We start from the raw sequence: 20,677 nt of genomic DNA on the forward strand, positions 1-20,677 counted from the left end.
CATGGCGGACATTGGAGGCGCGTACGACGCGCGAGCGGACGAGTACGTCGCGCTGTTCGGGTCGGTCGATCAGGCAGCGCAGCAGGTTCGGGACACGATCGAACGCTGGCAGGCAGGCGTCGACGGACGGATCCTCGACGCCGGCTGCGGCCCCGGGCACTGGACCGAGATGCTCTCGCGCGGTGGGAGCCGGGACGTTGTTGGAGTCGACGCGTCGGCTCGCTTCCTGGACGCGGCACGAGGGCGGTCCGCGTTCCTCGACCTCTCGCGGGCCGATCTCGCCGCGCTGCCTCTCGCGACCGGATCGGTCGGCGGCATTCTGTCCTGGTACTCGATCATCCACACCCCACCGGCCGACGTTCCGGCGATCGTGCGTGAGTTCGCCCGCGTCCTCGCCCCCGGAGGATCCCTGCTGCTCGGGTTCTTCGAGGGCGAGGCTCGCGCCGCGTTCGACCACGCGGTGACGACGGCGTACTACTGGTCCGCCGACGCACTCGGGGGCCTGCTCGCGCCGCACGGGTTCGTGATCGAGCGGGCCTCGGCCCGCCAGGACCCTGGCGTACGGCGGCAAGGCGATCTGGTCGCCAGACGGACTCTGCGCGGCTCCGCTACTTCTTGACCTTCGCGGTCTTCTTGCTGGTCTTGACCACGGTCGCGTACGAGGTGCGTGTCCCGGTGACCTTGACGGTGAGGCGCTTGCCGACGTCGCGCTTGGTCAGCGTGTACGACGCCTTCCTGGCCTTGGTGATCTTCTTGCCGTTGCGGAACCACTGGTACGACAGCCGGACCCTGCCCGGACCCCAGGCACCGGCCTTGATCGTGAGCTTCTTGCCCTTCTTGGCCTTGCCCGAGATCCTCGGCGTCGTCGCAGTGAGCGTTCCGATGGCGCGGGCGGTCGGGGCCGAGGTCCGTGCGACGGAGGCGAGGCCCGACTTCGAACCGGTGACGGTCACCGTGAAGCGCTTGCCGGCGTGCGCGTTGCCGACGCGGAAGGTGGACGCGGTCGCGCCTGCGATCGCCATGCCGTCGGCCCGCCACTGGTAGCGCAGGCTCACGCCCGCCGGTGCCCACGCGCCGGGGACGGCGCGGAGCACCTGACCGGTGCGTGCGGAGCCTGTGATGCGCGGGGTCGCTGCCGCGATGGGTGTGGGAGGCGTGCTCGGTGCGGCGAGCTGCACGGTGTGGCTCAGATGCGTCTGGCGGGTCGGGAACGTGATCGGGGTCGCGCCGGCGACGCTCGCCGCGTCCTTCCACCACTGGCCGACGGCGGCGCCGGTGTAGCCGGCGGGAACCCCGAAGTAGACCTTGTATGCCTCGGCGCTGTCGGTAAAGCGGTAGTGGCCTTCGTCGTCGGTCATGTGCGGACCGGACTGGATGGGACCCCAAGCCCCGTTGGAGAAGACATGGATGAGGAGCGGCGCGTCGACCAGCGGCTTGCCGTCGGGGCCCAGCACCGTGAAGTCGACGGTGGGACGCTCCTGGAGCGTGACGTCGAACGTGGTGGTCGTACCAGGGGACACCACGACGCGCTGATCGACGTAGTAGTACGGCCAGCCGTTGTTGGAGTCGTCGTAGACGGAGACGCTCACCCAGTAGTCGCCGGGGACAAGGTCCTTCGAATCGTCGCCGGACTGGCTCTCGTACGCGCCGCTGGCATCCGTCGTCACGCCGTAGCCGCCCGACATCTCCGACTCGCGGAAGCTGACTGACGCGCCGGCGACAGGCATGCCGAACTCGTCCTTGACGGTGCCCCGGATGAAGCCCGCCTTCTCGAGGACGATGTCGCCGAGGACGAGAGCGGCACCGTTCTTCACCTCGATCACCGTGGCGTCGTAGACCGACCAGGCGTTGCCGTAGTACTCGGCGGCGTAGCCGGCGGGAGGGCTCCACGTGCGGACCGTGTAACGACCGTCGGGGACACCGGGGATCGTGTACGAACCGCCGGCTCCGGTGGCAGTCGAGGCGACCGCGCCACCGCCACCCGTGGCCGGGTAGAGGCCCACTCCGACACCGAAGGCGCCGGACGCCGTACCTCCGGGCGACTGGGCGAGGACTTTGCCGCTGACCGTGCCGGCGGCGGCCTGGGCGGGGGCGGCGACGAGCATCGAGAGCCCGAGCGCGGCCACGAGCGCCACGACGAGCGCGCGCAGGCGCCAGCGGGCAGGGGAAGAGGACAGCATGGAGGGCTCCCGAGGACGTCGCCGGGACCGGGGTGCCCCGAACGCGCGACCATGGTAGACCGCGTACGGGTTCAGTCCTGCGGCGTCGCCTCGCCCTGGGACGGGCCCTCGGACTCGCGCTGGGTGCGCTCGCGGAGCCACTCGCGCAGTCCGTCCGCCAGGTCCTCCCTCTGCGGTGCCTCGTCCTCGGGCTCTGGATCGGCGGCCGCGTCGGGCGCGACGGGGCGCGGCGCGGAGGGGTCGATCTGCCAGGTGACCCCGAACGAGGTCGACGTCACGACCTCGGTGACCGCCTTGAGGTCGGGCTCGTACGGCTGGCCGGAGGTGATGCTCTTAGCCTCTTCCGGTCCGCCCTTGCTCCGGAACATCCCCATGGCTGGCTCTCCTCGGTCACGCGATCGGTCCGGGACCCAGCGTAGAGCGAGGAGGGGCTGGGGCCCAGCCTTGTCCGCGCGATGCACCCTCGGTACGGTCACGGTGAGCCACGACACATCGGAGGACACACATGGCCAAGCTTGCCGCGCTCACCGGGACCGCGATCGCTGCCACCGGAGCGGCCCACTTCGTCTCACCGAAGACGTTCGAGCCGATCTCGGCGGCGGCGTTCCCCAAGGACACCGGCACCTGGATCAAGCGCAACGGAGCGACGGAGGTCGCGATCGGCCTCGGGTTGCTCTCGCGTCGTACTCGCAAGATCGCGACGGTGGGGCTCCTGGCGTACGCCGGGTTCCTCGGCAGTCGGATCGCCGCCAACAAGAGTCGCTGACGGCACGTCGTACGGCCTGTCGTCAGCCGCACCCGACGCAGGTGCGTGCGGCGGGCCGTACGGCCAGGCGCTCGGCAGGGATCTCCCTCCCGCACCGTTCGCAGCGGCCGTACGTCCCGTCGCGCGCCCGCTCGGCCGCGGCAGTGAGCTGAGCCCGGTCCTCCTCGAGCCGTGCAATCAGCGCGGCGACCTGCTCGCGCTCCCACGCGATCGTCGCGCCCTCAGGATCGTGCTCGTCATCGGCGTTGGACGCCTCCGACGCCGCGAGGATCGCCGCGTGGTCGCGCCGCAGCGCCGCCAGCTGGTCGTCGACCCTGGCGAGGCGCGCGGAGATCGGTGCGGTGTCCACGTCGAGTTCAGCGTCAGGTCACGCGCGGGCATTCCGTCTCGACCGGCGAAGTCTCGACCGGCGAAGTCGCGCCTGCCGGGTCACGATGGCCGAGGAGCAGACCGGCCGACCGGGGGAGCGAGCGATGCCGAGCACAGCGGACGTGATGATCGAGACGCTGAAGGCCGCGGGCGTACGCCGGGTGTTCGGCCTCCCCGGCGATTCCCTCAACGCCTTCACGGACGCGCTGCGCAGGGACGGCACGCTCGACTGGATCCACGTCCGTCACGAGGAGGTTGCCGGCTTCGCCGCGGCGGCCGATGCGCACCTGACTGGCGAGGTCGCGGTGGTCGCCGCGAGCTGCGGACCGGGCAACCTGCACCTCATCAACGGCCTGTACGACGCGCAGCGCAGCCGAGTCCCGGTCGTCGCGATCGCGTCGCACATCCCGAGCGTCGAGATCGGCAGCGGCTACTTCCAGGAGACGCACCCGCAGGAGCTGTTCCGCGAGTGCTCGGTCTACTGCGAGATGGCAGGGGTGCCCGAGCAGCTTCCCCGGATCCTCGAGATCGCGATGCGGTCGGCGATCTCCGAACGCGGTGTCGCAGTGGTCGTCGTCCCCGGCGACGTCATGCAGGCCGAGGCCGCGGGGCGGCGCCCCCCGAAGACGATCGAGGCGCCGCGTGCGCTCGTCGTCCCCGCCAACACCGATCTTCTGAGGGCCTCGGCGATCCTCGACGGCGCCGAGCGGGTGACGATCCTCGCCGGCGCGGGCTGCGCGGGCGCGCACGACGAGCTGGTCGGCATCGCCGAGGCGCTCAAGGCACCGATCGTGCACGCGATGCGCGGCAAGGAGTACGTCGCGTACGACAACCCGTACGACGTGGGGATGACCGGGCTGCTCGGGTTCTCGTCGGGCTACCGCGCCATGGAGGCGTGCGACGTGCTGCTCGTGCTCGGCTCTGACTTCCCGTACCCGCAGTTCTATCCCGAGCACGCGACCGTCATCCAGGTCGACGTGCGCGGGGAGCAGCTGGGGCGTCGCACCACTCTCGACCTCGGGCTGGTCGGCGATGTACGCGAGACCCTGAGGGCGCTCACCCCGCTGCTGAACCCGCGGTCGGACGACGCCCACCTGCAGAAGATGGTCGGCCACTACGCCAAGACTCGCCGCGAGCTCGATGAGCTGGCGGCGCCCGGCAAGGACGGGCCCCTGCACCCGCAGTTCGTCGCCAAGAGCGTGTCCGACCTGGCCAGCGGCGACGCGGTCTTCACGTGCGACGTGGGGACGCCGGTGATCTGGACGGCCCGCTACGTCGAGATGAACGGGCGTCGGTCTGTCGTCGGGTCCTTCACCCACGGGACGATGGCGAACGCGCTCGGGCATGCGATCGGCGCTCAGGTCGCCTACCCGGACCGGCAGGTCGTGGCGCTGTGCGGCGACGGCGGCCTGTCCATGCTGCTGGGGGACATGATCACGCTCGTGCAGCAACGGCTCCCGGTGAAGATGGTCGTCTTCAACAACGCGTCGCTGGCGTTCGTCGAGCTGGAGATGAAGGCGGCGGGGATCGTCAACTTCGGCACGAACCTGGTCAACCCGAGCTTCGCCGCCGTCGCGCGCGCGATGGGGATGCACGGTGAGCGTGTCGAACAGCCCGAACGGCTCCCGCACGCGATCTCGGAAGCGCTGGCGGTGCCAGGGCCCGCGCTCGTCGAGGCCATCGTCGAGCGCCAGGAGCTCTCGATCCCGCCGGCGGTGACCGCGGCGCAGGCGAAGGGATTCACGCTGTACGCGCTGCGGACCGTGCTCAACGGACGGGGCGACGAGATCTTCGAGCTGGCCAAGACGAACGTCTTCCGGAGACTGCGGGACCGTTGACGGTCAGCCGGCCGCGTGCTCCCGCTTGAGAGAGACCACCCTCGCGGCCGCTTGCTCGACACGCGTACGGAACGCGGGGTCCTTCTCGGCCTCGGCGACCACCGCCGACGTCATCTCCGCCATGTGCGCGGGGTCGATGGCGAGGACCAGGTCGCCGCCCGCGCGCAGGAAGTCGACCGCCCGGCGGGCTGGGGGACGGTCGGAGACCTGCCGTGCTGCGGACAGGTCGTCGGAGATCACGACCCCCTCGAACCCGAGTCGTTCGCGCAGGAGCCCGGTGATCATGGGGCGTGAGAACGCGGCGGACTCGTGCGGGTCGATCTTGTCGTAGTACGCCGTCGACATCATGACGACCTTCGCATCGGCGGCGATCGCGGCGCGGAACGGCTCGAGGTAGGCGTCGGTCGCCGTCGTCTCCGTGTCGCGGACGCCGCTTGCCGTGTCGGTGTTGGCCGTCACGCGCCCGAGCCCAGGGAAGTGCTTGACGGTCCCGATGACCCCGGCCGCCTCCATGCCGTCGAGGAACGCGAGGCCCTGGCGGGTGACGTCGGCGGGTGTGAAACCGAACTGGCGGTCGAAGTAGCCGATGGGCGCGTTGCGCTCGGCGAACGTCGGACTGGGGACGGTGTCGAGGACCGGCGCCAGGTTGAGGTCGACCCCTGCGGCGCGCAGCTCACGGCCCCACGCCGTTGCCTGCTTCTGCAGGGTCGCGGGCGACCAGCTCCCCTGTGTCGTGGTGCGGGGGATCTCGGTGAAACCGCGACCGCGCAGCACCTGGACGAGCCCGCCCTCCTGGTCGGTCGCGACCAGGAGCGGGAGCCCACCGGTGTGGTCGTCGGCCGCGCGGCGCAGCGTACGGACCACGTCGGCGGTCGCCTTCACGCCGTCGGTGCCGCGGCCGCGCAACATCACGTTGCCGACGTGGTGGCGGGTGAGGGCCTCGACGGTCTCGGGCTGGGCCGCGTCAGGCTCGGTCGCCGTCATGAACACCTGTCCGACCAGGACCGGCAGGGACATGGTGGATGGCGTCGACGCTGACGCCGACGGGCGCGGAGCTGTCGAACCGCCCGTCGGCTCGGCCGTGCCGGCGGGGGATCGGGGGACCCCGGCGCATCCAGCGAGAACGACGACCATCGACGCACTCACGGCGATCCGGCGGGCAAGGGGGGATCGGATCATCGGGTCCAGAGTAGTGGGCGCGAGCGTACAATCACGCTCGAGGCGAACCTTCGTGTGCAGTTCCATGTAAACCTCGGACCAATTCGGACCGAAGCGGCCATACTGCCATGGAGTGCTCGGGAAGGAGTGAGGATGGACGCGTCGATCCCGCCCGCCCACGCCGCCCGCCTCACGACTGCCCTGGCGGGGATCCGCGCCGGTGAGAGTGCCTCTGCCGTCGGTGCGATGAAGAACCTGCTCCGCGATCTTGGCCGCGAGCCGTCAGAGCTGCGGGCCCTCACCGAGTACGTCCTCGCGCTCGCCGCGATCCAGCAGGGCGCGAACGGCCAGGCCGCGCGTGCCGCCGCCGCCTGCCAGGCCGTGGGTCTGGCCGTGGGGGAGCCGGGATGGGTCGCGATCGGGTGCGCGACCCGTGCGCTGGCCGTCCTTCACGACAACCGTCCCGCCGACGCCGTTGCCGATCTCGTGCGTGCCGAGTACGAGCTCCGCAGCTCGTACTCGGACGGCCTGCGCGCCTGGGCGCACACGCAGGTCGGGCAGGGCTACGAGAAGTTCGGCCTCTTCGAGCTGGCCGTGCCGCACTACGAGGCCGCGATGGCAATCGAGGCGCGGGTGCTCGATCTCGCCGGCTCCCGGGCGATCGATGCACGCAACCTCGCCACGGTGAACTATCACTGGTCCAAGGAGCTCGACATGCTCATGGAGCCCGACCTCGACGAGGAGGTCGAGCGGAGGCGGGCCGAGGTGGTCAGGTGGGCCGAGCGGTCGCTGGCGCTCGCCGACTCCGAGCACGTCGAGGGCTCGGTGTTCCCGCTGGCTCGGTATCTTCGCGCGGCTGCTGCGTGGCCGTCCGACCCGGCACGCTGGATCGGTGAGCTCCACGTGTGCCGGAGCAACCTGGGCGAGACCTCGTACGCGGGCTTCGAGATGGAGGCGACCGCGCTGCTGGCGGTGGCGTACGTCGAGGTCGGCGAGATCGCTGACGCCCAGCGCGAGGCACGGCGCGCACTGATCCGCCTCGATGGTGTCGAGGACCTCAACGTGCAGCGCTACGTCCGCTGGGCGACGTTGCGGGTCGCGGACGCCATGGGATACCCGTCGGCCGGCGCTGGGCTCGGCTACGGCCGCAGCATCGCGTGGGCGTGGCGCCAGCAGCACCACAGCGACCTGGAGATGATGCGGGCGGCGATCGCGGGCTACGAGCGTGCTCGGGCTCACGAGGCTGCGGTACAGGCGGCGCGCGAGGACGCGCTCACCGGGCTCGGCAACCGGCGCGCGTTCGACGAGTGGATCACGGACGCGGGCGCCTCCGGCGATGACGTCAGCCTCGTCCTCGTCGACGTCGACCGCCTCAAGAAGCTCAACGACACTCACGGGCACGCGGTCGGTGACGGGGCGCTGCGTGCGGTCGCCGACCTGGTGCGCGCCAACATCCGGAGCGGTGACCGGGCTGCTCGCATCGGCGGTGACGAGTTCGCGATCGTGCTCGCCTCCTCCGACCCGGTCGAGGCGCAGCTCGTCATGGACCGCCTGCAGCTCGCCGCCACGGTCGCGATCCTGCCGACGTCGGTCGAGCAGAGCGGCATCGGCCTGAGCATGGGCGTCGCCTCGTCGAGCGAGGGGCTGTCGTCCGACGCGCTCTTCGCGGTCGCCGATGCGCGGATGTACGAGGACAAGCGCCGCCGCGCCGGCGCCGTCGCCTGATCCCTCGCCGCGTTCATTCTTCGGTGGGCCCCACTGTCGCGAGTAAGGGTGCTTGTGACTATTATGTGTTCAGGTCAAGGTGACACTTACTGCAGAGGCGGCGCCGTCGGCGTGGCGAGGGGGAGACGTGGAAGGCATCGACGTCGCGGTCTCGACGGTGATCTTCGCGCTGCGCCACGACAGCGCCAAGGACTGCACGTCGCTGTGGATGCCGCTCGTACGCCGCGTCCGTGAGCCGTACGCCGGACGATGGGCCCTTCCAGGCGGCCCCGTACGGCCTGACGAGGACCTCGCCGACACTGCACGCCGGACCCTTGTCGAGACCACCGCCCTGAGCCCGACGTACCTCGAGCAGCTCTACACGTTCGGCCGGGTCGAGCGCTCGGCCCGGTCCGCCGCGGGGCCACGCGTGATCTCGGTCGTCTACTGGGCGCTCGTCCGGCCCGAGGAGGCCGAGCGCGGCATCGAGGATGAGAACGTCGCCTGGCACCCCGCCGACAGCCCTCCCGAGCTGGCCTTCGACCACAGCACGATCGTCTCGTACGCCCTGTGGCGCCTGCGGACCAAGATGGAGTACGCCCGGATCGCGCAGGCGTTCCTCGGCGAGACGTTCACGCTGGCCCAGCTGCGCCAGGTGTACGAGGTCGTCCTCCAGCGCACCCTCGACCCGGCGAACTTCCGCCGGCAGGTCGAGGCCAGCGGCGACGTCGAGCCGACAGGGGAGTACCTCGTCGGTGGCCGCCACCGTCCCCCGAAGCTCTATCGCCACCGCGAGGCCAACGACCTCGCGGACAACGGACCTCTCACGGGCCTCTGACAGGCTCCTCCAGGAAGGCACCACCATGACCTCTGTCGACACTGTCGTCCGCAGCGCCCCTGGCGCCACCTGCGCGCCCGACCTGGCCGACGGCCCGTGGACGTTCGACCTCGCGCCGCCATCGTACGGGCCCGGGGCGTCGATGGCCGACGCGATCCCCGCCGACGCGCCACGGCAGGGCGGCCTGCCCGCCGCATACACGCAGATGTCGGCGAGCGAGCTCGACGCGCGGATCCGTGCGGCGAAGGCGACGCTCGGCGACCGCGTCGTGATCCTCGGCCACTTCTACCAGCGCGACGAGGTCGTCACGCACGCCGACTTCCTCGGTGACTCGTTCCAGCTCGCCAACGCCGCCCTCACCCGCCCCGATGCCGAGGCGATCGTCTTCTGCGGCGTGCACTTCATGGCCGAGACGGCCGACATCCTCTCCCGCCCCGAGCAGGCCGTGATCCTGCCCAACCTGGCAGCTGGCTGCTCCATGGCAGACATGGCCGACATCGACACGGTGGAGCAGTGCTGGGCCGAGCTCGAGGCCTTGTACGGCACCGAGCCCGACGCTGACGGCAAGGTCCCTGTGATCCCGGTGACCTACATGAACTCGTCCGCCGCGCTCAAGGGCTTCTGCGGCGACCACGGCGGCATCGTCTGCACGTCCTCCAACGCCGAGACGGTCCTGACCTGGGCGTTCGAGCGCGCGCACCGCGTGCTGTTCTTCCCCGACCAGCACCTCGGCCGCAACACCGCCAAGGCGATGGGGGTCGGCCTCGACGCGATGCCGATGTGGAACCCCCACAAGCCCCTCGGCGGCAACGACGAGCAGAGCCTCCTCGAGGCCAAGGTGCTGCTGTGGCACGGCTTCTGCTCGGTCCACAAGCGCTTCACGGTCGCACAGATCGAGAGGGCGCGCGCGGAGCACCCGGACGTCCGCGTCATCGTCCACCCCGAGTGCCCGATGCCGGTCGTCGACGCCGCCGACGAGGCAGGCTCGACCGACTACATCCGCAAGGCCGTCGAGGCCGCGCCCGCGGGGACGACGTTCGCGATCGGCACCGAGATCAACCTCGTCAACCGCCTCGCCGCCGAGCACCCCGAGCACACGATCTTCTGCCTCGACCCGGTCGTCTGCCCGTGCTCGACGATGTACCGGATCCACCCCGGCTACCTCGCCTGGGTCCTTGAAGGTCTGGTCGAGGGACGGGTCGAGAACCGCATCACGGTCGGCGCGGACGTCGCCGCCGGCGCGCGGGTCGCGCTGGAGCGGATGCTGGCCGCCCGTCCGCCGGAGCGCGCATGAGTGCGGCGGCCGGACGGCGGCTCCGCGTCGTCGTGGTCGGCGGGGGCATCGCGGGCCTGACCGCAGCGATCGAGGCGAGCGCGTGCCACGACGTGGTCCTCGTGACCAAGGGAGCGCTCACGGAGTCGACGACCCAGTACGCCCAGGGGGGTGTCGCCGTCGTCCTCGACCCGGCTTCACGTCCTGGTGTCGAGGACTCCGTCGCCGCCCACGTCGCCGACACCCTGTCGGCGGGCGCAGGCCTCGTCGACCGCGCCGTCGCAGAGGCCGTGTGCGGGGGCGGCCCCGACGCCGTTGCCGACCTCGTCCGGTGGGGCACCCGCTTCGATCGCGACGACGGGCGGTTCGCGCTCGGGCTGGAGGCAGCGCACTCGGCGCCACGCATCCTGCACGCCGCGGGCGATGCCACGGGGGCCGAGCTCGTCCGCGCGCTCGTCGCCAGGCTGCACGCCAGCGACGTCGAGGTGCGCGAGCACACGTTCGTCACCGATCTCGTCGTGAACGACGGAGTCGTCGCCGGGGTCGCGATCGTCGGCGACCCCAGCGGTCCGCCGCATACGCTCGTCGCCGACGCGGTCGTGCTCGCGACCGGGGGAGCGGGCCAGCTCTATGCCCACACCACGAACCCCGCGGTGGCCACCGCGGACGGCCTCGCCGTTGCGATGCGCGCTGGCGCGGTCGTGGGCGACCTCGAGATGTACCAGTTCCACCCGACGCGCCTGGCGGTCCCGGGCGGCGGCCTGATCTCGGAGGCCGTACGCGGGGAGGGGGCCGTCCTCCGAGACGCGCGGGGGCACCGGTTCATGCGCGAGGCCCACCCCGACGCTGAGCTCGCCCCTCGTGACGTCGTCGCCCGCGAGATCGCCCGCGTGATGCGTGAGCAGGGTGGAGAGCCCGTCCGGCTCGACGCCACCTCGCTGGGGGCCGACTTCCTCGCGCGCCGGTTCCCGGGGCTGGACGCCCGGTGCCGTGCGCATGGCCTGCGCTGGGACGAGGATCCGATCCCCGTCACTCCCGCTGCGCACTACTTCATGGGGGGCGTCCGGACCGACCTCGACGGCCGGACCACCGTCCCCGGACTGTACGCCGTCGGCGAGGTGGCCTGCACCGGTCTGCACGGCGCGAACCGGCTCGCCTCCAACTCGTTGCTCGAGGGGGCGGTGATGGCTCGCCGGTGCGTTGCCGCGCTCGGCGTCCAGGCGCCCGCGCCCTGGGACGGGGAGCCGAGCCCGTACGAGGACCTTCCTCCGGCTCTTGCGGCGACACCTGTGGACCGTGCGCGGCTCCAGGCGACGATGTGGGCCGCGGCCGGCCTGGTCCGTGACGGTCAGACTCTCGCCGCGGCGGCCGACACCCTCGCCGGCTGGAGAGCTGTGGTCGACGGCACCACCGCGGCGTACGAGGACGCGAACCTCCTCGAGGTCGCGAGAGTCGTCGTGATGGCTGCGCTCGCCCGTGAGGAGTCGCGTGGCGCCCACTTCCGTACCGACCATCCCGAGCGTGACCACGCCTTCGACCGGCACCTGTCGTGGGTGCGCAAGGGAGGACACCCGTGCTGACCGAGGCTCACGTCGAGAAGACCGTGGCCGCCGCGCTCGAGGAGGACGCTCCGTGGGGCGACCTCACGGGCGAGACGCTCGTCCCTGCAGACGCGCGGGCGTCGGCCGTCCTTGTCGCCCGTGAGGGCGGTGTCCTTGCCGGCGCACGGGTCGCTGAGTCGGCCTTCCGTCAGGTCGACCCTGCGACGACGGTGCACCTCGTCCTCCGCGACGGCGATCTCCTCGAGCCCGGTACGGTCGTCGCGACGGTCGAGGGCCGCGCCCGCGCCGTCCTGCGCGCCGAGCGAGTCGCCCTCAACTTCGCCCAACGGATGTCAGGCATCGCGACCCAGACCCGCGCGTACGTCGACGCCGTCGCCGGCACGGGCGTCCGCATCGTCGACACCCGCAAGACGACGCCCGGCCTGCGTGCCTTCGAGCGGTACGCGGTCGCGTGCGGCGGCGGGCACAACCACCGCTTCTCGCTGTCGGACGCCGTGATGGCCAAGGACAACCATCTCGCCGTGCTCGGCGACGACCCCGAGCAGATCACGGCGGCGCTGCGGGTCGCGCGCGAACGGCTCCCGCACACCGTCCATCTCGAGGTCGAGGTGGACCGGCTGGACCAGATCGACGCGGTCCTCGCCGCAGGGGTCGACACGATCATGCTCGACAACTTCTCGCTCGAGGACCTGCGGACGGGGGTGGCGACGATCGCCGGGCGTGCGCTCGTCGAGGCCAGCGGCGGGATCACCCTGCCGGGCATCAGGGAGGTCGCCCTGACCGGTGTGGACCTCATCTCCGTCGGCGCACTCACGCACTCCGTCCGCGCCCTCGACCTCGGGCTGGACGTCGAGGTGGCGAGCTGAGGTGCGCTACCTCGACGCGGCGGCGACGACACCCGTACGCCGTGAGGTGCTGGAGGCCATGTGGCCCTACCTCACGGGAGAGTTCGGCAACCCGTCCAGCCGCCACGGGCTCGGCGACGCCGCGGCCCGTGCGCTGACCGCGGCGCGCGCACAGGTCGCGACCGCCCTCGGCGGCCGACCGACCGAGGTCGTCTTCACCGCCGGCGGTACGGAGGCCGACAACCTCGCGGTCAAGGGCCTGGCGCTGGCACGGCCTCGCGGTCGCGCGATCGTCACCTCGGTCGTCGAGCACCCTGCGGTCCTGGAGGCGTGCGACTACCTGGCACGCTTCCACGGCTTCAACGTCCACCGTCTCGGCGTCGATGGCGACGGCGTGGTGGACCTCGCGGAGGCTGCGCATGTCATCGACGAGGACACCGCGCTCGTCTCGGTGATGCTCGCCAACAACGAGATCGGGAGCCTCCAGCCGGTCGCCGAGCTCGCCGCGATCGCCCACCGGGCCGGCGCGCTGATGCACACCGACGCCGTCCAGGCGATGGGGGCCGTCGCGGTCCATCCGGCCGATCTCGGCGTGGACGCGCTGTCGTTGAGCGGCCACAAGCTCGGTGCGCCTAAGGGGAGCGGGGCGCTCTGGGTACGCCGAGGGGTCGCGCTGGAGCCTCTCGTGCACGGCGGAGGGCAGGAGCGCGGTCGCCGGTCGGGTACGGAGGATGTCGCGGCGGCGGTCGGTCTCGCGACCGCTGTGCGGCTGGCGACGGGGCCAGGGTGCGACGAGGAGCGTGCCGACCTGGCCGCGGGGCGGGACGCGTTCGTCCGCGAGGTGCTCGAGGGCGCGCCCGGCGCACTCCTCACGGGACACGCCGAGCACCGCCTCCCCGGCCACGCGTCCTTCTGCTTCCCCGGCACCTCAGGGGAGGCGGTGCTCCTCGTCCTCGAGCACGACCACGGCATCGTCTGCTCGAGCGGATCTGCCTGTGCGGCCGGCTCGGACGAGCCGTCAGCGGTGCTGCTTGCGCTCGGACTGGAGCCGGAGGTCGCCCAGACGGCGGTGCGGTTCGCTGCAGTGTCGGGAGCTGATTTCGACGGTGTCGCAGCAGCCGTCATCAACGCAGTGTCAACGCTGCGTGCACTGGCCGGATAACTGACCGTTCCGGCAAGTCTGCCGTTGCGGCCGTAACCATTCTGTTACCGTCTCGATGCATAACCGAGATCAATGTGAGCGGCTTCACGACGACCCCGTTCGATCCCTGTGATCTCAGGGGGTCCGTACCTGGACAGGTGCCCATGTACGTCTTGTGATGGCTTGGGGGGGGTTTGAGACTCGGCTCGAATCGTGTCTATGGTGACCCGCGGCTCGACTACGGGCCTGGACAACTTCACATGAGCCAGCCGAGAACGCGACCCGGAGGCTCGACAACTGAACATCGTGTGTGGGAAACGCCGAGTCCTGCCCCACCTGCACACGCCCCCATCATCGACCCCCACCCAGGGGCAGGAGCGGAGGAACCAACTCTGCACGAAGACCGTCCGCGGTCATGCGTGCTCGGGGTGAAGCCCGCAAGGGCAGGGCCATCCTTCGGCCCTAATCCGACAGCTCACTTCGCAGGCGTGGAAGGGAAACCACGCACTCATGTTCGCGAACCCCCGGATGCATCGCCTCGTCGCGCTGCCCATCGCACTGCTCGCTGCGTTCGTCATGGTGGTCTCGACCGCCGGCGAGTCGCAGGCCGCCACCGCCAAGGCGTCGACCTCGTCGACCAAGATGGCGGCCGCCAAGACCACCGCAGCCAAGACCCCGACCGCCAAGCAGGCCAAGCAGGCCCGCAAGAAGGCCAAGCGCGTCGCCGCCAAGAAGCGCCGTGCTGCCCGCATCAGCAAGGCCTCGCGCGTCGCTGCCCGCCAGAAGGGCGACCCGTACCGCTACGGCGCCAGTGGCCCGGGCGCTTTCGACTGCTCGGGTCTCACGTCGTACTCGTTCCGCAGGGCCGGCGTGAAGCTGCCCCGTACCGCGAACTCGCAGTACCGCCACGTGCGCAAGATCAAGAAGAAGAACATCCGCAAGGGCGATCTCGTCTTCTTCGGCGGATCCCGCAAGTACCACGTGGGCATCTACTGGGGCAAGGGCCGCATCCTCCACGCGCCCTACTCCGGGAGCCGCGTGAAGGTCGAGCGGATCTGGACCAAGGGCTGGTCCGCCGGCACGGTCCGTCTGCGCGCCTGACGTACGACCCTCGAGACCGACACGGCAGGGCCGGTGCCACACCTGGCACCGGCCCTGCTCCACCATGGAGAGCATGCCCGTGAGCAACTACCTCCGCGCGACCGCGCGCGCTACCGCTGCCCTCGCTGCGCTCGCCCTCGTCGCTGCGTGCTCGAGCTCGCCTGATCCCGAGCCGGAGCCGACGCCCGACACGCCTGACGCGAGCCGTGATGCCGCGACGCTGATCCGTGCCAACCCGTTCACCGGGAAGGCGGCGCCCAAGGGACTGCCCGACCACCCCGCGTTCCTCGTCAAGATCGAGAACACGGCCGCCGGTGCTCCGCAGTACGGGCTGTCCGAGGCCGACATGGTCGTCGAGGAGCTCGTCGAGGGTGGGCTGACCCGTCTCGCGGCATTCTTCTACTCCCAGACTCCGGACAAGGTCGGGCACGTACGGTCGACCCGTACGACCGACATCGCGCTCGTGAAGCCGACCGGTGGGCATCTCATCGCCTCCGGCGGCGCCGGTGTCGCCGTCCGCAAGATCAAGGCCGCCGGCGTCGACTTCCACAGCGAGGACACCGGCAACCTCACACTCACGCGAGACTCCGCCAAGAGTGCCCCGTACGACCGGCTGCTCGACCTCGACGCCTACGCCGACCAGCACGCGTCCAGCAAGGCGGCGATCCCCGCCCCCTACCTCCCGTTCGGCGCGACACCGACTGCTGCGAAGAAGAAGGCGACCTCGTTCGACGTCCGCTTCTCGCGGGGTTCGGCGACCCGCTGGAAGTACGCGGATGGTCGCTACACGCGCGTCAACGGGCACGCCCAGAAGGGCAAGGACTTCTCCCCGGACACGGTGCTCGTGCTGTTCACGCGCCAGGCCGACGCGGGCTACCGCGACCCGGCTGGCAACCCCGTCCCCGAGACGGTGTTCACCGGCAAAGGCAAGGCCGTCGTTCTCCACGGCGGCACCATGCTCGAGGCCCGCTGGAGCAAGAAGAACGCCGGCGCGCCGGTCCGGCTGGTCGCGGGCGGCAAGCCGGTCGTGCTCGAGCCCGGCAAGGTGTTCGTCGAGCTCGTGCCCCAGGGTGCGGGTGGCATCTCCGTCCGCGGCTGAGCGAGCGACATCACACGCCACAAGGGTGGGCTGTGACCCGCCTCGCGACCTAGCATCGACCCCAGAGGTCGGCCCCACCTGACGGTCCCTCCCTCCAGCGTCGGGTGGGGCCGTCGTCTCTTCGCAGCGAGGCCTGCGGGGCTCAGCTCGCGGGCTTCTGCTCCGCCAGCGCCGCGAGCTCCTCGCCGAGCGCCTCATCGATCGCGTGACCGAGCTCGTCACGGAAGACCGCGACCACGGCCTGCGCCGCGACGGGCAGGAGGTTGGCGATCGACGTGACGACCGAGTTCCACTCCTCTTCGGGCATCCCGCGCTGCGCGAACGGCTGCCAGATGTCGTGGCGGACGCGGGCGACGAGGTCGTCGGCCACCGTGCGCAGCGGCGACGAGAGCGCGGGGAGCAGCTCGAGCACGGTCTCGGGCGACAGGCCCATGGCGATCGCCGACACCCCGGCGCGGACCACGTCGGGGCGATAGACCTCGAGGGTGTCGTCGTCGACGACCGCGACCAGCCCGGCGTCGACCATCCGCTCGACGAGGTCGGTGCCGCGGGGGACGCCGGTGAGCGCGATCAGGCTGCTGCGCGACATCATCTCCGGCTCCTGCTCGCGGGCGAGAGGGGAGTCGAGGACGCCGATCAGGTCGAGCGCGTAGTCGGCGGTCGCGGACGGCTTGTCCTGCAGCGCCTTCTCGACGGCCTGCAGGGTGTAGCCGCGATCGAGGAGCGTGCGGACCAGCTTGAGCTGGTTGACGTGCGACCGCTGGTAGTAGCCCGTCCGTCCCTCCAGTCGCGGAGGGTCGAGGAGTCCACGGCTCGCATAGGCGCGGACGTTGCGTACGGTCATCCCCACGCGCGCAGCGAGCTCGTCGACGGTGAGCTCGCCCTCGTGTTCGGTGTCGGCCATCTCGTCCTCGGGGCAGTGGGTCAACGGTTCCGTCATCCTACGGCCTGGACGCCCGCGTTCCGGTGTGGCACGGCGTACGCTGAGAGGCGAGCGACGGACGGCGTGAGGAGGCCCCGATGACCGAGCAAGAGCCGGCCGAGACGCCTGACGACTTGTCGCCACGTCACCGCTCGTACCGGGGCCGTCTTCTCGTCGCGACGCCGCTGCTCGGCGCCGGGCCGTTCTTCCGTACGGTCGTGGCCGTCCTCGACCACGATGGGGGCGGCGCGCTGGGCGTGATCCTCAACCAACCGCTCGACGCGTCGGTCTCCGACGTCCTGCCGGAGTGGTCGAGCCTCGTCGCGAGCCCGTCGGCCGTCTTTTCGGGCGGGCCGGTGTCGTCGGACTCGGCCCTGGCCATCGGCGTGATGGCCTCGGCAGGTGTCGAGACGCCGGACGGGTGGCGCGAGATGTACGACCGCGTCGGGCTCGTCGACCTCGACATCCCCGCGGCCGGCACGCACGTCGGACTGCGCGGTGTGCGCGTCTTCGCGGGGTATGCCGGCTGGAGTCCGGGTCAGCTCGAGGAGGAGATCGAAGAGGGCTCGTGGGTCGTCGTCGACGGCTTTGCCGAAGATCTCCTCTCGCCGAATCCGGAGGCCCTGTGGCGCGACGTGCTGCGCCGCCAGGGCGGCGATCTCGCGATGCTCTCGACCTTCCCCGACGATCCCCACATGAACTGAGCCGTCCACACCCGCGTGTCGACGGACTGGGGCGGACGACCTGCCTGACATAGACTGCGGAGGTGTCCACCACCTTCAGCCCCGGAGCCCAGACGTCCGAGGACGTCCGTACGCAACCGCGTCTCGACGACGGTGACCACGAGCGCTTCTCGCACTACGTCCCCAAGGACAAGCTCACCGAGGCGATGATCGAGGGCACGCCTGTCGTGGCGCTCTGCGGCAAGGTCTGGGTGCCCAGTCGTGACCCGCAGCGCTTCCCCGTGTGCCCGGAGTGCAAGGAGATCTGGGCGTCGCTTAACGCTGACGACGCCGGTGGCGATGACTGAGCGCGGCCGACGTCGCGCGCTGCCGCTGCTGTTGACCGTCCTCGTGGCCAGCAGCAGCCTGCTGCTGAGCGGCTCGGTCCTGTCGGGAGCGGTCACGACACCCGCGGCCGCCGCAGAGGGCATTGACCCCGCAGAGGGCGACGGACACACCTCTCACGACGCCTGCGACCCTGGCGACGCCGAGGCATTGTCCGCACGCACGCTCGAGGGGCTCGACGGCGTCGTCCGCGGCCCTGAGCCGTCAGATGCGACGGCCGCGGCGTACGAGCGGGACCTCGAGCGCCGTCTCGCTGCGGACCCTTCGGCCCGCACGAGCCCCGAGGCCCGGGGCGACGCGCCCCACCGCATCAAGGTGCGCGTGTACGTCCACGTGATCAAGCCCTCGACCAAGGCCAAGGCCGTCAGCCGCGCCAAGATCCGGCGGCAGATCAAGGTGATGAACCGCGCCTACGCCGGCAAGCAGTGGAGCCAGGCCCGCAGCGCCCGGTTCCGGTTCTCGGTCAAGAAGGTCGACACCGCCGTCAACAAGTCGTGGTACTACGCGTCACTCGGCTCCAAGGCGTCGCGCAAGATGCGCAAGGAGCTCCACCGCGGCAAGAAGCGCGACCTCAACCTCTACATCGGTGCGCCGACCGAGCGTGGGGGTCTCCAGCTCCTGGGCTACGCGACGTTCCCGCAGCGCGCCAAGAAGAAGCTCGCGACGGACGGTGTGGTCATCCACAAGGACTCGATGCCGGGCGGACGGTTCCGCGGCTACAACAAGGGCGACACGGCCGTCCACGAGACCGGCCACTGGCTCGGGCTCTACCACACGTTCCACGGCGGCTGCGGCAAGAAGAACGACCGAGTCGCTGACACACCCGCCGAGCGGGTCCCGAGCTTCGAGTGCCCCAAGGGCCGCGACACCTGCCCGTCACCGGGACTGGACCCGATCCACAACTTCATGGACTACTCGTACGACCGGTGCATGCACCACTTCACGCCCGGTCAGATCGACCGGATGCGCAAGCTCTGGCGGGTGTATCGCCGCTGATGTCCGGGGCCGCGCATCTCCCACCGGCCTATCCCGATCGTGCAGCATGGGGCACCGCCCCCAAGCTGCGCGCGTGGCAGGCTGACGCACTCACGCTCTATGGCGAGCGCAACCCGCGAGACTTCCTCGCGGTCGCGACCCCTGGGGCGGGCAAGACCACTTTCGCGCTGACGGTGGCCGCGAAGCTGCTCGAGGCACGCGTCGTCGAACGCGTCGTCGTCGTGGCGCCGACCGACCACCTCAAGACCCAGTGGTCCGAGGCGGGCGAAAGGGCGGGCATCCCACTCGACCCGTCGTTCAACGGACGCAGCGGTGCCATGGCGTCGGACTACCGCGGCTTCGCGCTCACCTACGCCGGAGTCGCGACGAACCCGACGGCCTACCGGCTGCGCACCGAACGCTTCCGCACCCTCGTCATCCTCGACGAGGTGCACCACGCCGGTGACGCGCTGTCGTGGGGCGACGCGGTCCGCGAGGCGTTCGAGCCGGCGACGCGTCGTCTTGCCCTGACCGGCACGCCGTTCCGGTCCGACACCAACCCGATCCCTTTCGTCACGTACGCCCCGGGCTCCGACGGCATCGGCCGCAGCGTCGCCGACTACTCGTACGGCTACTCGGAGGCGCTCGCCGACGGGGTCGTCCGTCCGGTGCTGTTCATGGCCTACTCCGGCGACCTGCGGTGGCGCACGCGCGCCGGCGACGAGGTGGCCGCCCGCCTGGGTGAGCCGATGACCAAGGACCTCACCGCGCAGGCGCTCCGTACGGCGCTCGATCCCAAGGGCTCGTGGATCCCGTCCGTCCTCGCCGCCGCCGACAAGCGGCTGTCCGAGGTGCGGCGCCACGTCCCCGACGCTGGCGGGCTCGTGATCGCGAGCGACCAGAACTCCGCCCGTGCCTACGCCAAGATCCTGCGGGAGATCACCGGCACGGGGCCCTCGGTCGTGCTCTCCGACGAGAAGGAGGCCAGCGCGCGGATCAGTGCGTTCGCCGACTCCGACGACCGGTGGATGGTCGCGGTCCGGATGGTCAGCGAGGGCGTCGACGTGCCCCGGCTCGCGGTCGGCGTGTACGCGACCATCACCTCGACGCCCCTGTTCTTCGCCCAGGCCGTCGGCCGCTTCGTCCGGGCCCGGCGGCGCGGCGAGACGGCGACCGTGTTCGTGCCCAGCGTGCCGCGCGTGCTCGGTCTGGCCGCCGAGCTGGAGATCGAGCGCGACCACGTGCTCGGTCGCCCGGACGCTGACCCCGACGACCCCTATGCGCTCGACGACGCGCTGATCGCGGCCGCGCAGGCGACCGAGTCCGAGGGCGGTCTCGAGGAGTTCTCGTTCGAGGCGCTCGACAGCGAGGCGTCGTTCGACCGTGTGCTGTACGACGGCGGTGAGTTCGGCCACGAGGGCGAGGTCGCCGTCGGCTCCGAGGAGGAGATGGACTTCCTCGGCATCCCGGGGCTGCTCGAGCCCGATCAGGTCCGCGAGCTGCTGCACCACGCGCGCTCGCGAGGGGCCGAGCGCGCGGCCGGTGCGTCGGCCGCGGCGGCCGCAGCCTCAGCGGCCGACGAGCAGGCACCTGCGCCGCCCCCGGGGCCGAAGCTGCACGAGCCGACGGCGCACGAGCTGCGGGCGATGCTGCGTCGCGAGCTCAACGGGCTGGTCGGCGCGTGGCACCACCGGACCGGAGCGCCGCACGGCGTCACCCACAACCGCCTCCGCGAGGCGTGCGGCGGTCCGCCGGCCGCGAGCGCGTCGGCGGACGACCTCCGTGCGCGCATCGACAAGATTCGTGAGTGGGCGAGCAAGCCGTCGGCGTGACGCCGTA

At 71.1% G+C, this 20,677-nt stretch carries 20 protein-coding genes and 1 riboswitch; of the genes, 15 read left to right on the forward strand and 5 right to left on the reverse strand.

The window, feature by feature from the left end; all coding sequences use genetic code 11:
* The coding region (locus ACFSDF_RS14600; RefSeq protein ID WP_377158001.1) for a class I SAM-dependent methyltransferase at window positions 1–619 on the forward strand (619 nt) is incomplete at its 5' end.
* Here ACFSDF_RS14600 and ACFSDF_RS14605 read toward each other — a convergent pair.
* Both ACFSDF_RS14605 and ACFSDF_RS14610 read right to left on the reverse strand, forming a co-directional pair.
* Window positions 609–2,180: a carboxypeptidase-like regulatory domain-containing protein gene (locus tag ACFSDF_RS14605; protein ID WP_167004703.1), complete on the reverse strand. Its 1,572-nt coding sequence runs from the start codon at window positions 2,178–2,180 to the stop codon at window positions 609–611. The two genes, ACFSDF_RS14600 and ACFSDF_RS14605, sit on opposite strands and share 11 nt — an antisense overlap.
* Window positions 2,181–2,251: 71 nt before the next feature.
* Window positions 2,252–2,554, reverse strand: coding sequence for a hypothetical protein (locus ACFSDF_RS14610; protein ID WP_167004700.1), 303 nt, complete (start codon window positions 2,552–2,554; stop codon window positions 2,252–2,254).
* 131 nt (window positions 2,555–2,685) lie between these two features.
* Between ACFSDF_RS14610 and ACFSDF_RS14615 the strand changes: the two genes are divergently transcribed.
* Window positions 2,686–2,946 carry a hypothetical protein gene (locus ACFSDF_RS14615; RefSeq protein ID WP_167004697.1) on the forward strand — a complete coding sequence of 87 codons (261 nt, stop codon included), beginning with the start codon at window positions 2,686–2,688 and terminating at the stop codon, window positions 2,944–2,946.
* A gap of 22 nt (window positions 2,947–2,968) precedes the next feature.
* On the opposite strand, the gene ACFSDF_RS14620 is transcribed toward ACFSDF_RS14615, so the two are convergent.
* The gene (locus ACFSDF_RS14620) at window positions 2,969–3,295 is read right to left on the reverse strand and encodes a TraR/DksA family transcriptional regulator (protein ID WP_167004695.1); all 327 of its coding nucleotides are present in this window, start codon (window positions 3,293–3,295) and stop codon (window positions 2,969–2,971) included.
* Window positions 3,296–3,419: 124 nt separating this feature from the next.
* Between ACFSDF_RS14620 and poxB the strand changes: the two genes are divergently transcribed.
* Complete coding sequence (poxB, locus tag ACFSDF_RS14625) at window positions 3,420–5,153, forward strand: ubiquinone-dependent pyruvate dehydrogenase (protein ID WP_167004692.1); 1,734 nt, start codon at window positions 3,420–3,422, stop codon at window positions 5,151–5,153.
* Window positions 5,154–5,156: 3 nt separating this feature from the next.
* Here the strand turns inward: poxB and ACFSDF_RS14630 are convergent, their stop codons facing one another.
* Window positions 5,157–6,332, reverse strand: coding sequence for a glycoside hydrolase family 3 N-terminal domain-containing protein (locus ACFSDF_RS14630; protein ID WP_377158004.1), 1,176 nt, complete (start codon window positions 6,330–6,332; stop codon window positions 5,157–5,159).
* A gap of 132 nt (window positions 6,333–6,464) precedes the next feature.
* Here ACFSDF_RS14630 and ACFSDF_RS14635 point away from each other — a divergent pair, with 132 nt between their 5' ends.
* The 8 genes from ACFSDF_RS14635 (at window position 6,465) to ACFSDF_RS14670 (ending at window position 15,874) form a co-directional block, all read left to right on the forward strand.
* A complete protein-coding gene (locus ACFSDF_RS14635) occupies window positions 6,465–8,036 on the forward strand; it encodes a GGDEF domain-containing protein (RefSeq protein ID WP_167004689.1) in 1,572 nt (523 codons plus the stop codon).
* Window positions 8,037–8,163: 127 nt separating this feature from the next.
* A complete protein-coding gene (locus tag ACFSDF_RS14640) occupies window positions 8,164–8,853 on the forward strand; it encodes an NUDIX hydrolase (protein WP_243843000.1) in 690 nt (229 codons plus the stop codon).
* A gap of 25 nt (window positions 8,854–8,878) precedes the next feature.
* Window positions 8,879–10,147 (forward strand): quinolinate synthase NadA, encoded by a 1,269-nt coding sequence (gene nadA / locus ACFSDF_RS14645; RefSeq protein WP_167004686.1) that lies wholly within the window; start codon window positions 8,879–8,881, stop codon window positions 10,145–10,147.
* A complete protein-coding gene (gene nadB / locus ACFSDF_RS14650) occupies window positions 10,144–11,706 on the forward strand; it encodes an L-aspartate oxidase (RefSeq protein ID WP_167004683.1) in 1,563 nt (520 codons plus the stop codon). Before nadA ends, nadB begins: the two co-directional genes overlap by 4 nt.
* Entirely contained in the window at window positions 11,700–12,554 is an 855-nt protein-coding gene (gene nadC / locus ACFSDF_RS14655) for a carboxylating nicotinate-nucleotide diphosphorylase (RefSeq protein WP_167004680.1), read from the forward strand. Before nadB ends, nadC begins: the two co-directional genes overlap by 7 nt.
* 1 nt (window position 12,555) lies before the next feature.
* The gene (locus ACFSDF_RS14660) at window positions 12,556–13,695 is read left to right on the forward strand and encodes a cysteine desulfurase family protein (protein WP_377158007.1); all 1,140 of its coding nucleotides are present in this window, start codon (window positions 12,556–12,558) and stop codon (window positions 13,693–13,695) included.
* 327 nt (window positions 13,696–14,022) lie between these two features.
* Window positions 14,023–14,178, forward strand: a riboswitch (cyclic di-AMP (ydaO/yuaA leader).
* Window positions 14,179–14,184: 6 nt separating this feature from the next.
* Window positions 14,185–14,775 (forward strand): C40 family peptidase, encoded by a 591-nt coding sequence (locus ACFSDF_RS14665; RefSeq protein ID WP_208322395.1) that lies wholly within the window; start codon window positions 14,185–14,187, stop codon window positions 14,773–14,775.
* 73 nt (window positions 14,776–14,848) lie between these two features.
* Window positions 14,849–15,874, forward strand: a complete 1,026-nt coding sequence (locus ACFSDF_RS14670) for a DUF3048 domain-containing protein (protein WP_167004674.1) — start codon at window positions 14,849–14,851, stop codon at window positions 15,872–15,874.
* Between the two features lie 142 nt (window positions 15,875–16,016).
* Here ACFSDF_RS14670 and ACFSDF_RS14675 read toward each other — a convergent pair whose 3' ends face one another.
* Window positions 16,017–16,814 carry a MerR family transcriptional regulator gene (locus ACFSDF_RS14675; RefSeq protein ID WP_167004671.1) on the reverse strand — a complete coding sequence of 266 codons (798 nt, stop codon included), beginning with the start codon at window positions 16,812–16,814 and terminating at the stop codon, window positions 16,017–16,019.
* A gap of 80 nt (window positions 16,815–16,894) precedes the next feature.
* Between ACFSDF_RS14675 and ACFSDF_RS14680 the strand changes: the two genes are divergently transcribed.
* The 4 genes from ACFSDF_RS14680 (at window position 16,895) to ACFSDF_RS14695 (ending at window position 20,670) form a co-directional block, all read left to right on the forward strand.
* Window positions 16,895–17,500, forward strand: a complete 606-nt coding sequence (locus ACFSDF_RS14680) for a YqgE/AlgH family protein (RefSeq protein ID WP_167004668.1) — start codon at window positions 16,895–16,897, stop codon at window positions 17,498–17,500.
* Window positions 17,501–17,562: 62 nt separating this feature from the next.
* Window positions 17,563–17,826, forward strand: a complete 264-nt coding sequence (locus tag ACFSDF_RS14685) for a DUF3039 domain-containing protein (RefSeq protein WP_167004666.1) — start codon at window positions 17,563–17,565, stop codon at window positions 17,824–17,826.
* On the forward strand, window positions 17,819–18,859 hold the full coding sequence (locus tag ACFSDF_RS14690) for a M43 family zinc metalloprotease (protein WP_377158010.1): 1,041 nt from the start codon (window positions 17,819–17,821) through the stop codon (window positions 18,857–18,859). The genes ACFSDF_RS14685 and ACFSDF_RS14690 overlap by 8 nt, the downstream gene beginning before the upstream one ends.
* On the forward strand, window positions 18,859–20,670 hold the full coding sequence (locus ACFSDF_RS14695) for a DEAD/DEAH box helicase (RefSeq protein ID WP_167004662.1): 1,812 nt from the start codon (window positions 18,859–18,861) through the stop codon (window positions 20,668–20,670). The genes ACFSDF_RS14690 and ACFSDF_RS14695 overlap by 1 nt, the downstream gene beginning before the upstream one ends.
* Window positions 20,671–20,677 lie beyond the last annotated feature (7 nt).

It is taken from the genome of Mumia zhuanghuii (assembly GCF_042681565.1).
Taxonomy (GTDB): Bacteria; Actinomycetota; Actinomycetes; order Propionibacteriales; family Nocardioidaceae; genus Mumia.

Bases quoted from the DNA above. Each gene is read 5' to 3' on its own strand.
- ACFSDF_RS14605 (WP_167004703.1), bottom strand. From the start codon at position 2,180: ATGCTGTCCTCTTCCCCTGCCCGCTGGCGCCTGCGCGCGCTCGTCGTG.
- ACFSDF_RS14610 (WP_167004700.1), bottom strand. From the start codon at position 2,554: ATGGGGATGTTCCGGAGCAAGGGCGGACCGGAAGAGGCTAAGAGCATC.
- ACFSDF_RS14615 (WP_167004697.1), top strand. From the start codon at position 2,686: ATGGCCAAGCTTGCCGCGCTCACCGGGACCGCGATCGCTGCCACCGGA.
- poxB (WP_167004692.1), top strand. From the start codon at position 3,420: ATGCCGAGCACAGCGGACGTGATGATCGAGACGCTGAAGGCCGCGGGC.
- ACFSDF_RS14630 (WP_377158004.1), bottom strand. From the start codon at position 6,332: ATGATCCGATCCCCCCTTGCCCGCCGGATCGCCGTGAGTGCGTCGATG.
- ACFSDF_RS14635 (WP_167004689.1), top strand. From the start codon at position 6,465: ATGGACGCGTCGATCCCGCCCGCCCACGCCGCCCGCCTCACGACTGCC.
- nadA (WP_167004686.1), top strand. From the start codon at position 8,879: ATGACCTCTGTCGACACTGTCGTCCGCAGCGCCCCTGGCGCCACCTGC.
- nadB (WP_167004683.1), top strand. From the start codon at position 10,144: ATGAGTGCGGCGGCCGGACGGCGGCTCCGCGTCGTCGTGGTCGGCGGG.
- ACFSDF_RS14665 (WP_208322395.1), top strand. From the start codon at position 14,185: ATGTTCGCGAACCCCCGGATGCATCGCCTCGTCGCGCTGCCCATCGCA.
- ACFSDF_RS14670 (WP_167004674.1), top strand. From the start codon at position 14,849: ATGCCCGTGAGCAACTACCTCCGCGCGACCGCGCGCGCTACCGCTGCC.
- ACFSDF_RS14675 (WP_167004671.1), bottom strand. From the start codon at position 16,814: ATGACGGAACCGTTGACCCACTGCCCCGAGGACGAGATGGCCGACACC.
- ACFSDF_RS14680 (WP_167004668.1), top strand. From the start codon at position 16,895: ATGACCGAGCAAGAGCCGGCCGAGACGCCTGACGACTTGTCGCCACGT.
- ACFSDF_RS14690 (WP_377158010.1), top strand. From the start codon at position 17,819: ATGACTGAGCGCGGCCGACGTCGCGCGCTGCCGCTGCTGTTGACCGTC.
- ACFSDF_RS14695 (WP_167004662.1), top strand. From the start codon at position 18,859: ATGTCCGGGGCCGCGCATCTCCCACCGGCCTATCCCGATCGTGCAGCA.